Source organism: Streptomyces sp. NPDC022910, from assembly GCF_055561075.1.
This window is the reverse complement of the sequence record NZ_JBVHHL010000020.1, coordinates 122,186-136,444: the sequence shown is the minus strand read 5'-3', so window position 1 is coordinate 136,444 and position 14,259 is coordinate 122,186. Positions and strand designations below refer to the sequence as shown.

Annotated in this window: 15 protein-coding genes; 8 read left to right on the top strand and 7 right to left on the bottom strand. The window is 70.0% G+C overall.

The features are described 5' to 3' along the window. Positions 1-263: alpha amylase C-terminal domain-containing protein (locus ACZ3TS_RS20825; protein ID WP_467619874.1), on the top strand; the 263-nt coding region annotated here is incomplete at its 5' end. 20 nt (positions 264-283) lie between these two features. Here the strand turns inward: ACZ3TS_RS20825 and ACZ3TS_RS20820 are convergent. The 4 genes from ACZ3TS_RS20820 to ACZ3TS_RS20805 all read right to left on the bottom strand — a co-directional run bounded on the left by ACZ3TS_RS20820 (position 284) and on the right by ACZ3TS_RS20805 (position 3,777). Then, positions 284-2,539 carry a HelD family protein gene (locus ACZ3TS_RS20820; protein WP_467619872.1) on the bottom strand — a complete coding sequence of 752 codons (2,256 nt, stop codon included), beginning with the start codon at positions 2,537-2,539 and terminating at the stop codon, positions 284-286. A 136-nt stretch (positions 2,540-2,675) separates the two neighbouring features. After that, complete coding sequence (locus ACZ3TS_RS20815) at positions 2,676-2,990, bottom strand: thioredoxin family protein (RefSeq protein ID WP_467619870.1); 315 nt, start codon at positions 2,988-2,990, stop codon at positions 2,676-2,678. 14 nt (positions 2,991-3,004) lie between these two features. Continuing rightward, on the bottom strand, positions 3,005-3,433 hold the full coding sequence (locus tag ACZ3TS_RS20810) for a MerR family transcriptional regulator (protein ID WP_467619869.1): 429 nt from the start codon (positions 3,431-3,433) through the stop codon (positions 3,005-3,007). Positions 3,434-3,528: 95 nt separating this feature from the next. Next, positions 3,529-3,777, bottom strand: coding sequence for a hypothetical protein (locus ACZ3TS_RS20805; protein ID WP_467619867.1), 249 nt, complete (start codon positions 3,775-3,777; stop codon positions 3,529-3,531). On the opposite strand from ACZ3TS_RS20805, the gene ACZ3TS_RS20800 reads away from it, so the two are divergent. After that, positions 3,776-3,940 (top strand): hypothetical protein, encoded by a 165-nt coding sequence (locus ACZ3TS_RS20800; RefSeq protein ID WP_467619865.1) that lies wholly within the window; start codon positions 3,776-3,778, stop codon positions 3,938-3,940. The genes ACZ3TS_RS20805 and ACZ3TS_RS20800 overlap by 2 nt on opposite strands. On the opposite strand, the gene ACZ3TS_RS20795 is transcribed toward ACZ3TS_RS20800, so the two are convergent. Both ACZ3TS_RS20795 and ACZ3TS_RS20790 read right to left on the bottom strand, forming a co-directional pair. Continuing rightward, entirely contained in the window at positions 3,930-4,700 is a 771-nt protein-coding gene (locus ACZ3TS_RS20795; protein ID WP_467619863.1) for a DUF2127 domain-containing protein, read from the bottom strand. The two genes, ACZ3TS_RS20800 and ACZ3TS_RS20795, sit on opposite strands and share 11 nt — an antisense overlap. 516 nt (positions 4,701-5,216) lie before the next feature. Further along, on the bottom strand, positions 5,217-6,590 hold the full coding sequence (locus tag ACZ3TS_RS20790; protein ID WP_467619861.1) for a cation:dicarboxylate symporter family transporter: 1,374 nt from the start codon (positions 6,588-6,590) through the stop codon (positions 5,217-5,219). A 198-nt stretch (positions 6,591-6,788) separates the two neighbouring features. Here ACZ3TS_RS20790 and ACZ3TS_RS20785 point away from each other — a divergent pair, with 198 nt between their 5' ends. The 6 genes from ACZ3TS_RS20785 to ACZ3TS_RS20760 all read left to right on the top strand — a co-directional run bounded on the left by ACZ3TS_RS20785 (position 6,789) and on the right by ACZ3TS_RS20760 (position 13,192). Further along, positions 6,789-8,456, top strand: a complete 1,668-nt coding sequence (locus ACZ3TS_RS20785; RefSeq protein WP_467619860.1) for a sensor histidine kinase — start codon at positions 6,789-6,791, stop codon at positions 8,454-8,456. Continuing rightward, on the top strand, positions 8,453-9,145 hold the full coding sequence (locus tag ACZ3TS_RS20780; RefSeq protein WP_467619857.1) for a response regulator: 693 nt from the start codon (positions 8,453-8,455) through the stop codon (positions 9,143-9,145). The genes ACZ3TS_RS20785 and ACZ3TS_RS20780 overlap by 4 nt, the downstream gene beginning before the upstream one ends. A 110-nt stretch (positions 9,146-9,255) precedes the next feature. Next, positions 9,256-10,650, top strand: coding sequence for an extracellular solute-binding protein (locus ACZ3TS_RS20775; protein WP_467619855.1), 1,395 nt, complete (start codon positions 9,256-9,258; stop codon positions 10,648-10,650). Next, positions 10,647-11,513, top strand: a complete 867-nt coding sequence (locus ACZ3TS_RS20770; RefSeq protein ID WP_467619853.1) for a carbohydrate ABC transporter permease — start codon at positions 10,647-10,649, stop codon at positions 11,511-11,513. Before ACZ3TS_RS20775 ends, ACZ3TS_RS20770 begins: the two co-directional genes overlap by 4 nt. A gap of 1 nt (position 11,514) precedes the next feature. Continuing rightward, on the top strand, positions 11,515-12,354 hold the full coding sequence (locus ACZ3TS_RS20765; RefSeq protein ID WP_467619850.1) for a carbohydrate ABC transporter permease: 840 nt from the start codon (positions 11,515-11,517) through the stop codon (positions 12,352-12,354). A 118-nt stretch (positions 12,355-12,472) separates the two neighbouring features. Next, complete coding sequence (locus tag ACZ3TS_RS20760) at positions 12,473-13,192, top strand: helix-turn-helix domain-containing protein (protein ID WP_467619848.1); 720 nt, start codon at positions 12,473-12,475, stop codon at positions 13,190-13,192. On the opposite strand, the gene ACZ3TS_RS20755 is transcribed toward ACZ3TS_RS20760, so the two are convergent. Next, on the bottom strand, positions 13,189-14,214 hold the full coding sequence (locus ACZ3TS_RS20755) for an ATP-dependent 6-phosphofructokinase (protein WP_467619846.1): 1,026 nt from the start codon (positions 14,212-14,214) through the stop codon (positions 13,189-13,191). The two genes, ACZ3TS_RS20760 and ACZ3TS_RS20755, sit on opposite strands and share 4 nt — an antisense overlap. Positions 14,215-14,259 lie beyond the last annotated feature (45 nt).

Genomic DNA, 14,259 nt, shown 5'->3' with positions numbered 1-14,259 from the left:
TCCTGCGCCTCGACGCGGAGGGCACACCGCTGCTGGCCGTCTCCCACTTCTCCCCGGTCGTGCGCCACGACTACCGCCTGGGCGTCCCCGACGACGTCCCGGCCTGGCACGAGATCCTGAACACCGACCTGGCGAAGTACGGCGGCGGCGACGTCCACAACCCCGACCCGCTGAAGCCGGAACCCACCCCCTGGCACGGCCGCCCGGCAAGCATCCGGCTGACCCTGCCCCCACTGTCAACGGTCTGGCTCCGCCCGGCCTAGGCCGGGCGGAGGGGACGACATCAAGACGGTTCCAGTGCGTTCGGCAGCACCCCGGTGTGCAGCACCCCCAGCCGCTGCGTCGCGCGTGTCAGCGCCACGTAGAGATCGCTCGTGTCGTAGCGCCCGGGCTCGACCACCAGCACGGAGTCGAACTCGAGGCCCTTGGACTGGCGCGGGTCGAGCAGGACGACGGTCCGGGTCAGGTCCGGCTCCGCGCCCGCCTTCACCCCGTCGAGCCGTGCGGCGAGCGACCGGTGCAGATCGCGCGGCGCGATCACCGCGAGCCGGCCCTCGGCCGGGGTCAGCTCCCGGACCGCCTCGGCCACGGCTCCGGGCAGGTCGTCGGTGGCGCGGACCCAGGGCCGTACCCCCGTGGACCGTACCGAACTCGGCGGTTCGAAGCCGGGGTTCTCGGCGCGGACGACGGCCGCCGCCACATCCATGATCTCGGAGGGGGTGCGGTAGTTGACGCCGAGACGGGTGTGCTCCCAGCGGTCCTCGACATAGGGCGTGAGGATCTCCGACCACGAGCCGACCCCGCCTGCCTCGGCCGTCTGCGCCGGGTCCCCGACCAGCGTCATCGAACGGGTCGGGCTGCGCCGCATCAGCAGCCGCCACGCCATCGGCGACAGCTCCTGCGCCTCGTCGACGATGATGTGCCCGAACGCCCAGGTGCGGTCGGCCGCCGCACGCTCGGCGGCGCTGCGGTGGTCCGCCTCCTCCTGCCGCTCGGCGAACCGCTCCGCGTCGATGATGTCGTGCGCGGACAGGACCTCGGAGGCCTCGGGGTCACTGTCCTCCTTGTCCTCGAACTCGTACGTCCGGGAGGCGTACGACACGTCCAGCACACCCTGCGCGTACGCGACCTGCGTCTCCCGCTCGCGCTCGGCGCGCGCCTTCGCCACCCGGTCGTCCTCGCCGAGAAGTTCGGCCGCCTCGTCGAGCAGCGGTACGTCGGCCGTGGTCCAGGCGCGGGTGACCGGGCGGCGGACGGCGGCCGCGTCCACGTCGGACACATACCCCTCCGGAGCCGCGAGGAAGTCCGCGACCAGCCGCTGCGGCGTCAGCCGCGGCCACAACTGGTCGATCGCCGACCAGACCTCGCGGTTCTCGGCCAGCTCGTCGCGGATCTGGGTGATGTCACTGGCGTCGAGGAGGTTGGAGCCGTCGTACGGGTCCGTGCCGATGCGTTCGGCGACCATGTCGGTGAGGGCGTTGAGGATGTGGCCCTCGAAGTGCTCGCGGGCCACGTTGTGCGGCAGTTCGGCCGCACGGGTTCGCTCGCGGGCCACGTTCACCAGGCCGTCGTCGAGCATCAGGATCTCCCTGTCGTGCTCGATGGCGATCACCGGGTCGGGCAGCGCCTGCCGGTCGCGTACGACGGCGGCGAGGACGTCGGCCATGTCGGCACGCCCCTTCACGGCGGCCGCCTCGGGTGTGTCGCTCGCGGTCGCCTTCACGCCGGGGAACAGCTCGCCGACGGTCGCCAGCAGCACGCCGGTCTCGCCCAGCGAGGGCAGCACCTCGCCGATGTAGCCGAGAAACGCCGGGTTCGGGCCGACGATCAGGACGGCACGGCGGGCGAGCAGCTCACGGTGTTCGTAGAGGAGGTACGCCGCCCGGTGCAGGGCGACGGCCGTCTTGCCGGTGCCCGGTCCGCCCTCCACCACCAGCACGCCCCGGTACGGCGCACGGATGATGCGGTCCTGGTCGGCCTGGATGGTCTGCACGATGTCGCCCATCCGGCCGGTGCGGGCCGAGTTGAGCGCGGCGAGCAGCACGGCGTCCCCGGCCGGGTCCTCGTGACCGGTGCGCTCACGGTCGCTCAGATCGAGGATCTCGTCGTGCAGGGAGGTCACCCGGCGCCCGTCGGTGGCGATGTGCCGGCGCCGGCGCAGGCCCATCGACGTGTGACCGGTGGCCAGGTAGAAGGGGCGTGCGACCTCGGCCCGCCAGTCGATGAGAACAGGCGTGCGGTCCGCGTCGTCGGTGCGCAGCCCGACGCGCCCGATGTGGTGGCTCTTCCCGGAAGCGAGGTCGATACGGCCGAAGCAGAGCGACCCGTCCACGGCGTTCAACGCCGCCAGCAGTCCCGAGCGTTCGGCGACGAGGATGTCCCGCTCCAGCCGGGCCTGCATGGGCTTGTCGCCCTGCGCCAGCGCGTCCGCGACGGAGTCCTCTGTGTCGCCGCGCAACGCGTCCACGCGCGCGTACAGCCCGTCGATGAATTCCTGCTCCTGGCGCAATTCATCGTCTGGAAAGTCGGTGTTTGACAATTCCGCTCCCGCCCGGATATACTGTGCTCACTGAACTTCTCCGCGACTCAATCCATTTGAAGTCGCGAACCATTGAATATACGCAGGAAAATCCCCCGAGCGCAATTGCTCGGGGGATTTCTTTGTGCGGGTGGCGTCAGACTACGTCGGACAACTCCTCCAGCAGCCGCCGCTTGGGCCGCGCCCCGACCATCGCCTTCACCGGCTCGCCGCCGCGGAAGACCATGAACGTCGGCATCGACAGCACCTTGTACGCGTTCGTCGTCGCCGGATTGGTGTCCACGTCCAGCTGCACCACCTTGATCCGGCCCTCCGCCTCGGCGGCGAGGGCGCTGAGCACCGGCCCCATCTGCCGGCACGGCGGACACCAGTCGGCGGTGAACTCCACCAGCACGGGCAACTGTGCCCCGATCACCTCCGCCTCGAAGTCCGCGTCAGTCACCTCGGCCACGCCTGCCGCCCTGATCACAGCTTCTGCCCTCCCAGCTCGCACACCGGTTCCGGACCGCCCGGAACCGCCGCCTCGGCCGCCAGCGTCTGACGCGCCTGCTCCGCCTTCACCAGCTGCTCGCCGACCTTCGCCCGCACCGCCTGCAACTCGTCTATCAACGTGTCGAGCTCGTCCAGCTTGCGCCGGTAGACCGCGAGCGACGCCGGGCACGAGTCGCCCTGCGGATGCCCGGCCCGCAGACACTCCACGAAGGGCCGCGTCTCCTCCAGGTCGAACCCGAAGTCCTGCAGCGTGCGGATCTGCCGCAGCAGCTTCAGATCGCGTTCGTCGTAGGTGCGGTATCCGTTGCCGGTGCGCCGCGCGGGAAGCAGCCCCCGTGACTCGTAGTACCGCAGGGTCCGTGTGGTGGTCCCGGCCCGCGCCGCCAGCTCGCCGATTCGCATGGGTTCGACCGTAATCCTTGACGCCGACGTCAGGGCAACGCGGTCAGCCGGGCGGTTCGCCGGTGTCGCCCTACCGGCGCGCCATGACGCCCGGCTCACCGATGATTCCGCCCGGCCCCGAGTTGCTGCACGGCGTTGACGAGACCGGCCGCCGACCCGGTCTCGTGCGGACGGACCCGGTGCAGGGCGGTGGTGAAGAACGGCACCGCGAACAGCCCCTGCCCGAGACCGCACACGGCGAGCGCGGGCAGCAGCGGCCGCGGACAGCGGCCGGCCGGGACGGCGGCGTGCACCGCTATGGCCCAAAGGACCCCGGCGAGCAGGATGCCGAGCCCCGCTTGCATGACGCGTGGCCCGTACGCGGGCACGAGCCGCGCGCCTGCGGTCCAGGACGGACCTGACCGCCGCCTCGGCGCCCTGGACGCCGTCCGCACGGTGGAGTCCGCGCCGGTGCTGCGCACCGTCAAGGCGGCGGGTCCGCTGGGACCCGCGCGGTTCAGGAGGTGACCACGACCCCGGCCGACTCCTCCACCTCCAGCAGCGACGCGCTCCGCCGTTCCTCGTCGAACGCCTTCCGGCCGCCGCGCAGCCCGAACAGCCGCTTGGCCAGGGCGATGTAGAGGACCGCGAGGATGTTGAGGACGAGGGTGGCGATCTTCAGACCGCTGACGTGCTCGGTGAGTTCGTAGACCTCCAGAGGCAGGAAGGCCGCGGTGGCGACGACCGTCAGGTACTCCGCCCAGCGCTTGGCGTACCAGAGCCCGACCGCCTCGATCAGCTCGATCAGCGCGTACGCGAGCAGCAGTGCGGCGACGAGCATGAGCGTGGAGTGCTTGTAGCCGAAGGACTTCTGAAGGGTGCCGACCACGGGCGAGTGGTCGAGGTCGTAGTGGAAGTGCCGGAAGATGGGCCGGAAGGCGTCCAGGTACTCGTTGAAGAGCCGGCGCACGGCGTCCTGGCTGTTGCTGAACTTCCACACGGCCACCGCGACCAGCACGATGAACACACCGCGCACGGCCCGCTCGATGGCCAGGAAGCGCAGGATGAACAGGTCGCGAAGCACCTTTCCCCGCGGCACGAGCGGCGCCTCGGCGGCCGGTCCCGAGCCGTGCGGCTCGCCGAGGACGAAGTCGCCGCAGCGCAGGCACCGCCACACGTCCCCGAGGGCCGTCTGGGCGTGCAGCCGCACCCGCAGCCGGGGGTCGTCGGGCGCGAAGGTCACGTGCCCGCGACGCGCGCAGTGGCGTCGGTCCCAGTCGATCTTCATGCCCCCGTGCCTCCTGCCGAAGGTGCCGTGCCGGTCGGTCCGGCACGGCACGGTAGTGCATGTACTACGAGACGTAGGGGCAGGGGGCGGGGTTCCGTGCGAGGTCAGTGGGTTTCCGCGGCCATGGGCTCCCGCTCCTCGCGAGCAGTGCCCACCAGCGCCTGACGTAGGGCCGGTCCCTCTTCTCGACCGGTTCGTTCATGACGAGCCGGCCGCGCCGACGCCGACCGCCGGCGCATCCTGGACGCCGCGCTGCCCGGGAGGCAGGCCCCTCCGCCGCGGTCACCCTGCCGACCGCGGCGGGCGTACCCGCCTCCCCGGCCACCGGACCGGTGGCCGGGCTGAGCGGCCAAGACCGCCTTCCGTTCCGGGTCCCGCCGCCGCAGGGGCCGTCATGAACCGAGCGGCCCGGCCCACGGGGGAGGGCCTGACCGCTCGGCATGTGGAGGTGTGGCCCGGGCGGCTGAGAGACGGGGGAGCATCCCAGCCGCCCGGAGTGTGAGAGGTGCGCGGAGCTCAGGCCTTGGCCAGTTCCTTGTCGCCGCCGTGCTCGGGCGCCTCGGCCGGGACGGCCGTCCGGCCCTCGTCGAGCAGCGTCGTCTCGTCGAAGGGCAGCCGGCCGGCGAGCACCTCCTGGACGCGCCCCTTGTCGATCTCCTTCGTCCAGGTGCCGACCAGGACGGTGGCCACGGAGTTGCCCGCGAAGTTCGTCAGGGCGCGCGCCTCGCTCATGAAGCGGTCGATGCCGACGATCAGGCCGACGCCGTCGACCAGTGCGGGCTTGTGGGACTGCAGACCACCGGCCAGCGTGGCGAGGCCGGCGCCGCTGACGCCCGCCGCGCCCTTGGAGGCGAGGAGCAGGAAGAGCAGCAGCGGGATCTGCTCGCCGACCGACATCGGTGTCCCCAGGGCGTCGGCGATGTAGAGCGAGGCCATGGTCATGTAGATCATGGTGCCATCGAGGTTGAAGGAGTAGCCGGTCGGGACGGTGATGCCGACCACCGGCTTGCTGACGCCCAGGTGCTCCATCTTCGCGATGAGCCGCGGCAGCGCGGACTCGGAGGAGGACGTGGACAGGATCAGCAGGAACTCACGGCTCAGGTACTTGAAGAGCGAGAAGATGTTCAGGCCCGCGACGATGCGCAGCAGCGCGCCGAGCACGATGAAGACGAACAGGACACAGGTGATGTAGAAACCGAGCATCAGCACGGCGAGGCTCTTGAGCGCGTCCAGACCGGCCGAACCGACGACGGCGGCGATGGCGCCGAAGGCACCGATCGGCGCGGCCCACATGATCATGGCGAGGATGCGGAAGACGAGCCGCTGGATGTGCTCGATGCCGCGCAGCACCGGCGCGCCGGCCGAGCCCATCGCCTGCAGCGCGAAGCCGGCGAGGAGCGCAATGAGGAGGGTCTGCAGGACCTGGCCCTCGGTGAAGGCGGAGACGAAGGTGACCGGGATGATCGAGAGCACGAAGTCGACCGGCGGCAGCGCGTCCTCCGACACCTGGGCGTGGCCCGCGTCCTTGATCGCGCTCGTCAGGTGGAGCCCCTCGCCGGGGTGCAGGATGTTGCCGACGACCAGGCCGATGCCGAGCGCGACCAGAGACATCGCCAGGAAGTAGCCGAGCGCGATACCGCCGACGGCCCCGACCTTGGCGGCCTTGCGTACCGAACCGATGCCCAGCACGATCGTGCAGAAGATGATCGGCGAGATCATCATCTTGATCAGGTTCACGAAGCCCGTGCCGAGAGGCTTGAGCTCGAGGCCGAGGTCGGGCCAGATCAGACCCACGGCGATGCCCAGCGCCACCGCGATGATCACTGCTATGTAGAGATAGTGGGTGCGATCCCGCTTCGCGGCGGGTGCGGCAGGTGCCGTCGTCGTCACGGCTGCCTCCTTGACGTCTTCGTCGGCGTCACCGGCGTGCGGCTCACGTCCGGGGGAACAGGGGGTCCGGGAGAGCGGCTCCCGGATCGAGGGGCCCGGAACTGCATACCGGGATGCGGTGACTATCTCCCGCCCTGTGAGGCCGGTCACCCTTCCGTTCATTTAGTTCACGCTCATGTCCGGAGGCAGACTGAGCGCATGCGCCTACCCGTCCTCCCGAGACCCCGCAGCCTGGCCGGCCAACTCTTCGCCATGCAGGCCGTGCTGATCGCGGTGATCGTCGCCGGGTACGCGCTGTTCACCTACGTCAGCGACCGCAGCCAGGCCCGGGAGGCGGCCGGGAGCCAGGCCATGGCGGTCGCCCGCTCGGTCGCCGACGCGCCTTCGGTGCGAGAGGCGATCGGTACCACCGATCCCACGACCCGGTTGCAGCCGTACTCGCTCCGGGTCCAGCACGACACCGGCGTCGACTTCATCACGATCATGGACCCGCAGGGCATCCGCTGGACCCACCCCGACAAGAACCAGATCGGCAAAGGCTTCCTCGGCCACATCACCCGTGCCCAGAACGGCGAGTCCTTCACCGAGACCTACACCGGCACGCTCGGCGCCTCCGTGCGCGCGGTCACGCCCATCAAGGACGGCGACGGCGTCATCGGCCTGGTGAGCGCGGGCATCAAGGTCGAGGCGATCACCGCGCGGGTCCAGGATCAGGTGACGGCACTGGTCGGCGTTGCCGGAGGCGCCCTCGTGCTGGGCGCCATCGGCACCTATGTGATCAACGCCCGGCTGCGCCGTTCCACGCACGGCATGAACGCGACCGAGCTGAGCCGCATGCACGCCTATCACCAGGCCGCGCTGCACGCCGTGCGCGAGGGTCTGCTCATGCTGGACGGCCAGTTCCGGGTGGCGCTGATCAACGACGGCGGCCGGGAACTGCTCGGGGTGACCGGCGAGGTGGTGGGCCGCTCGGTGGCGGACCTGGGCCTGCCGGCCCCGTTGACGGGCGCGCTGCTCTCCTCCGAACCCCGCGTGGACGAGGTGCACCTGACGGCCACGCGCGTTCTGGTCGTGAACACCTCCCCGGTCTCCGGCGGCGAACGCCGCGGCACGGTGGTCACACTCCGCGATGTGACCGAGCTGCAGTCCCTGACGGGCGAGCTGGACTCGGAGCGCGGCTTCACCCAGGCGCTGCGCTCGCAGGCGCACGAGGCCGCGAACCGGCTGCACACGGTCGTCTCGCTGATCGAGCTGGGCCGCGCCGAGGAGGCCGTCGACTTCGCCACGGCCGAACTCGAACTGGCGCAGGCCCTGACCGACCAGGTGGTCGCGGCGGTCAACGAGCCGGTACTCGCCGCCCTGCTGCTGGGCAAGGCGGCGCAGGCCAACGAACGAGGCGTGGAGCTGGTGGTGTCGCAGGACAGCCGTATCGACGACGGCCTGCTGCCGCCCTCGCTGCCCGCCCGGGACCTGGTGACGATCCTGGGCAACCTCATCGACAACGCCATGGACGCGGCGCAGGGCTCGGTGGGCGCCCGGGTGACGGTGACGGCGTACACGGACGACTCGGGCCTGGTCCTGCGGGTCGCCGACACGGGCGCGGGGGTGGACCCCGCGCACACGGAGGCGGTGTTCGAACGCGGCTGGTCGACGAAGCCGGCGAACGCCCCCGGCGGCCGCGGACTGGGCCTCGCCCTGGTCCGCCAGACCGTGCGACGCCATGAGGGCACGCTGACGGTGTCGGGGGCGGCCGGGGGCGGGGCGGAGTTCGAGGTGCGGGTGCCGTTGCCTACGGTGGGGGCGGCCGCTCCGGCCGAGCCGACGTCGCCGGGGGCCCAGGCCGCCCTGTCAGGAGGTGACACATGACCGAGCCCATCCGCGTACTGGTCGTGGAGGACGACCCCGTGGCCGCCGACGCGCATGTCATGTATGTCGGCCGCGTCCCGGGCTTCACGGCGGTCGGGAAGGCGCACACCGGCGCGGAGGCGCGGCGCCAGCTGGACCGTACGCCGGTGGATCTGCTGCTCCTCGACCTCCACCTGCCGGACGTGCACGGGCTGCAACTGGCGCGCTCGCTGCGGGCGGCCGGCTACCACGCGGACGTCATAGCGGTGACGTCCGCGCGCGATCTGGCGGTCGTGCGGGAGGGGGTCTCGCTGGGGGTCGTCCAGTACGTGCTGAAGCCGTTCACCTTCGCGACGCTGCGGGACCGGCTGGTGCGGTACGCGGAGTTCCGCGAGGCGGTGGGCGAAGCGAGCGGCCAGGACGAGGTGGACCGGGCGCTGGCGACGCTGCGGGCGCCGGGTCCTGCGGCACTGCCGAAGGGCCTGAGCGCGCCGACGCTGGAGCGGGTGACCGGAGCGTTGCGGGACTGCGAGGAGGGGCTCACAGCGGCCGGGGTCGCCGAGGCCGTGGGGATTTCCAGGATCACGGCACGGCGGTACCTGGAACACCTCGTGGAGGCGGGGCGGGCCGGACGGAGTCCGCTGTACGGGCAGGTGGGGCGGCCGGAGCTGGTCTACCGGTGGGTTCGGGAGGCGGAGAAGGGGCGGTAGGCGGTGGTCCGGACCCAATCCCTTGCAGACGCATTGACCTGACTAGACCACTCCACTTACGTTCACCGGGCAGCCGTCCAGGCCACAACGAAGTGAGCCCGTAGGAGGTCGTGCCCGTGCGCCCCACCGCCGCCAGCCCCCGCTCAACCACCCCCCTCACCGCCCTCGTCACCCTCGCCCTCGCCGCAACCGCCCTCACCGCCTGCGGCAGCGGCTCCGGCAGCGACCCGGACACCGTGAAGATCTCCTTCAAACAGTCGACGGACAACTCGATCCATGTCATGGACGACTACCTGGCCGGTATCAAGAAGCAGTTCGAGAAGGAGAACCCCGGCAAGAAGGTCCAGCTCGTCCCCATCAAGGCCCCGGACTCGGAGTACTACACCAAGCTCCAGCAGATGCTCCGCTCCCCGAAGACCGCGCCCGACCTGGTCTACGAGGACACCTTCCTCATCAACTCGGACATCACCAGCGGCTACCTCAAGCCCCTCGACGCCTATCTCGCCAAGTGGAAGGACTGGCCACAGTTCATCGACACGGCGAAGGCGGCGGCCAGGGCCGAGGACGGAAAGACGTACGGCGTCCCGGACGGCACCGACACCCGGGGGCTCTGGTTCGACAAGGGCGTCTTCAAAAAGGCGGGTCTGCCCGCGAACTGGCAGCCGAAGACCTGGGACGACATCCTCGCCGCCGCCCGGACGATCAAACAGAAGGTCCCCGGCGTGACGCCCCTGAACATCTACACCGGCAAACCCGCCGGCGAGGCCGCGACGATGCAGGGCTTCGAAATGCTCCTGTACGGGACGGGTGACGGCACGTCCGACCCTCTGTACGACAAAGCGACCAAGAAGTGGATCGCCAAGAGCCAGGGCTTCAAGGACGCGCTCGGGTTCGTGCACACCGTCTACCAGGAGAAGCTGGGCACGGACGTCTCCCAGGCCCTCGACCCCAACATCCAGACCATCGTGCGCGGTGAACTGCTCCCCAAGGGCAAGCTCGCCATCGCCCTCGACGGCTCCTGGCTCCCGCAGGACTGGCTGCCGGGCAGCGGCCACGAATGGCCCGAGTGGTCCAAGGAGTTGGGGCTTGCGTACATGCCCACCCAGCACGGCCAGGCACCCGGCAAGGTGAGCATGTCCGGCGGCTGGACCTGGTCGATCCCCGCCAAGGCGGGCAACCCGGACCTGGCCTTCGAGTTCATCCAGACGATGCAGACCAAGGCCAACGCGCAGAAGTGGTACATCGCCAACTCCGGCATCGCGGTGCGCAAGGACGTGGCGTCCGACCCCTCGTACGTGCAGGCGCAGCCCGGGATCAAATTCTTCACGGACCTGGTGAGCAGCACACACTACCGGCCGGCGTATCCGGCGTACCCGAAGGTGTCGACCGCCATCCAGGAGGCCATGGAGAGCGTGACGACGGGTGACGCCTCGGTGGAGAAGGCGGCGGGCGACTACGACGAGGCGCTCAAGGCGGCGACCGACAACCAAGTGGTCCAGAAGTGAGCGGTCTGCGCCGCTCCGTGACCCGTGCGCTGCCCATCACCCCCGCCCTGGTCGTGCTGCTCCTCTTCCTGGCGGGCCCGATCGCCTACTGCGCGTACATCGCCTTCACGGACCTGCAACTCACGGGCCAGGCGCACTCGTCGTTCGTCGGCTTCGCCAACTTCCGTACGGCGTTCGGGGACGAGGCCTTCCTCAACGCCGTCTGGCTGACACTGGTGTTCACCGTGCTGTCCTCACTGGTCGGCCAGAACACGCTGGGGCTCGTCCTGGCGTCGCTCATGCAACGGGCCTCGAGGCCGATCCGTACCCTGACGGGCGGGATCGTGATCACGGCGTGGGTGCTGCCGGAGGTGGTGGCGGGTTTTCTGCTCTACGCCTTCTTCCGCAAGGAGGGCACCCTGAACGCGATCCTCGACTGGCTCCGTCTGCCGTCCCAGAACTGGCTCTACACGCTTCCGATCCTCGCCGTCTCGTTCGCGAACGTGTGGCGGGGGACGGCGTTCTCCATGCTGGTCTACTCGGCGGCGCTGAACGAGATCCCGAAGGAGATCACGGAGGCGGCGGAGGTGGACGGGGCCGGCGGCGCACGCCGTCTGTGGCACATCACGCTGCCGATGATCCGGCGCTCCATCGGCACGAACCTGATGCTGAACACGCTGCAGACGCTGTCGGTCTTCGGACTGATCTGGGTGATGACCAGGGGCGGGCCGGGAAACAAGAGCCAGACCCTGCCCCTGTTCATGTACGAACAGGCCTTCCAGAACAGCATGATCGGGTACGGGACGGCGGTGGCGCTGTTGCTGCTGCTCGTCGGCTCGGTGTTCTCGATCGTGTACATGCGGCTGCTGCGAACGGAGGTGTGAGATGGCGTCCACGCTCGCGTCCCGCCGCACGGGGCGCCGTCTGGCGGCCGACACCGGCCTGCTGGTGGCTGCCGCCGCGTTCGCGCTGCCCCTCGTCTGGGTGATCCTCTCGTCGGTGGACCCGCAGGCGGACCTGCGGGTGAAGGCCCCGGACGGCATCACACTGGACAACTTCGACGCCGTCCTGAAACCCGACATCACGTTCACACCGCTGCTCAACAGCCTGATCCTGTGCGGTGGGGGGACGCTGCTGACCGTGGTGTGCGCGACACTCGCCGCGTACCCGCTGTCGCGTTTCAGGTCCCGGCTGAACCGGCCGTTCCTGCTGACGATTCTGTTCGCGACGAGCCTGCCGATCACGGCGATCATGGTGCCGGTGTACGCGCTGTTCGTCCAGGTGAACCTGATCGACACGATGCAGGGCACGATCCTGTTCTTCGCCGCATCCCAAATCCCCTTCGCCATCTGGCTGATGAAGAACTTCATGGACGGCGTCCCCAAGGAGCTGGAGGAGGCGGCGTGGACGGACGGCGCGTCGTCGCTCCAGTCGCTCGTACGGATCGTGCTGCCGCTGATGGGCCCGGGCGTCGCCGTGGTGACCGTGTTCTCGTTCGTGATGATGTGGGGCAACTTCTTCGTCCCCTTCATGCTGTTGCTCACACCGGATCAGATGCCGGCGTCGGTGAGCATCAACGAGTTCTTCGGGAACCGCGGGATGGTGGCGTACGGGCAACTGGCCGCGTTTTCGGTCATCTACTCGACACCCGTGATCGTGTTGTACGTGCTGGTCGCGCGTCGACTGGGCGGGGGATTCGCGCTGGGCGGGGCCGTCAAGGGCTGAGGCAGAAACGATCGACGGCTACCGCACCACCGACGGCCGAAACCGTATGTTCCTACAATCCGTGAGTGTGGCCGAACAGACCGTAGTCACCGCAGTCCCGGGCCCCTACGTTGTGTGCGTGCAGCGATCGCAACCCCAACAGCCCACTCCGCCGTTCGACGCCCCGGCCGCCCGCAGACTGCGGGCGGCCCTCGGTATGGGGCCTGAGCACGTCGCGTACAGCATGCGCTCCTCGTACGGACTCCCCCACGTCACCCCCGACCTCGTGATCGCCTGGGAGCGCGGAGCCGCCGGCCCGAGCACCCCGGAACTCACCGCGCTCGCAGGCGCGTTGTGGTGCTCCGTCGGCGAACTCATCGGCGCACCGCGCACCCTGCGCGAGCACCGCGTCGCGCGCGGGCTCGCACCGGAGGACGTCGCGCACGCCGTCGGGCTCGAGCTCCTCGCCTACGTACGGATGGAGGAGGCGGGCGAGTGGCGCGGCAACGACCGGCAGTCCGCCGCCCTTGCCGACGCCTTCGACCTGACCCTGCCCGACTTCATCACCGTGACCGGACGCGACGGCAGGCTCGGTGAACTGCTGCGCGGCGCGGTCACCACCCGCTGGCAGGCCTACGTCCGTCAGGTCGGCAAACTGCTGCCCCTGGAACGGCGGCTGCTGGAGGACGTCCTCGAGGAGATGCACGCCGACTACCAGGGGCAGATGGTCGCCACGCTCAGCTGGGGCGCCACGTCGGCCGCGGCCGACGCCGACGAGGCCGGTCGCGACTACCTCGACCGCATCGTCGAGAACTTCTGGGCGACGGTCGAGAGGGCCACACACCAGAGCGGTTCCTAGAACACCGACTCCGCCTCGTCCATCCGGTCCTTCGGCACCGTCTTCAACTCGGTGACCGCCGCGGCCAGCGGCACCATCACCACGTCCGTGCCGCGCAGCGCCGTCATCCTGCCGAACTCCCCGCGGTGCGCCGCCTCGACCGCGTGCCAGCCGAAGCGGGTGGCGAGCACCCGGTCGTAGGCGGTCGGCGTGCCGCCGCGCTGGATGTGGCCGAGGATGACCGGCTTGGCCTCCTTGCCGAGCCGCCTCTCCAGCTCGTACGCCAGTGCCGTGCCGATGCCCTGGAAGCGCTCGTGCCCGTACTGGTCGATCTCGCCCTTGACGTAGTCCATGGTGCCCTCGGCGGGGTGGGCGCCCTCGGCGACGCAGACCACCGCGAACTTCTTGCCGCGGGCGAAACGCTCCTCGACCATCTTGACCAGGTCGGCGGGGTCGAAGGGGCGCTCGGGGAGGCAGATGCCGTGGGCGCCGGCCGCCATGCCCGACTCCAGCGCGATCCAGCCGGCGTGGCGACCCATGACCTCCACGACCATCACGCGCTGGTGGGACTCGGCCGTCGTCTTCAGCCGGTCCATCGCCTCGGTGGCCACGGTCACCGCCGTGTCGAAGCCGAAGGTGCGGTCCGTGGACGAGATGTCGTTGTCGATCGTCTTGGGGACGCCGACGACCGGCAGGCCCGCGTCCGACAGCATCCGAGCCGCGGTCAGCGTGCCTTCGCCGCCGATCGGGATCAGGGCGTCGATACCGAAGTCGCGGATCATGTCCGAGGCGTTCTCACAGGCCTCGCGGAGGCGGTCACGCTCCAGGCGGGAGGAGCCGAGAATGGTGCCGCCGCGGGCCAGGATGCCGCTGACGCCGTCGAGGTCAAGGGCGCGGTAGTGGCCTTCGAGCAGACCCCGGTAGCCGTCCTCGAAGCCGATGACCTCGTCGTCGTACTGCGCTACCGCTCGGTGCACGACCGACCGGATCACTGCGTTCAGGCCCGGGCAGTCGCCGCCTGCGGTGAGTACTCCGATGCGCATCGTGCTGTGTCTCCTGCTCGCTGTCGATACCGGTGAGCCAATCCG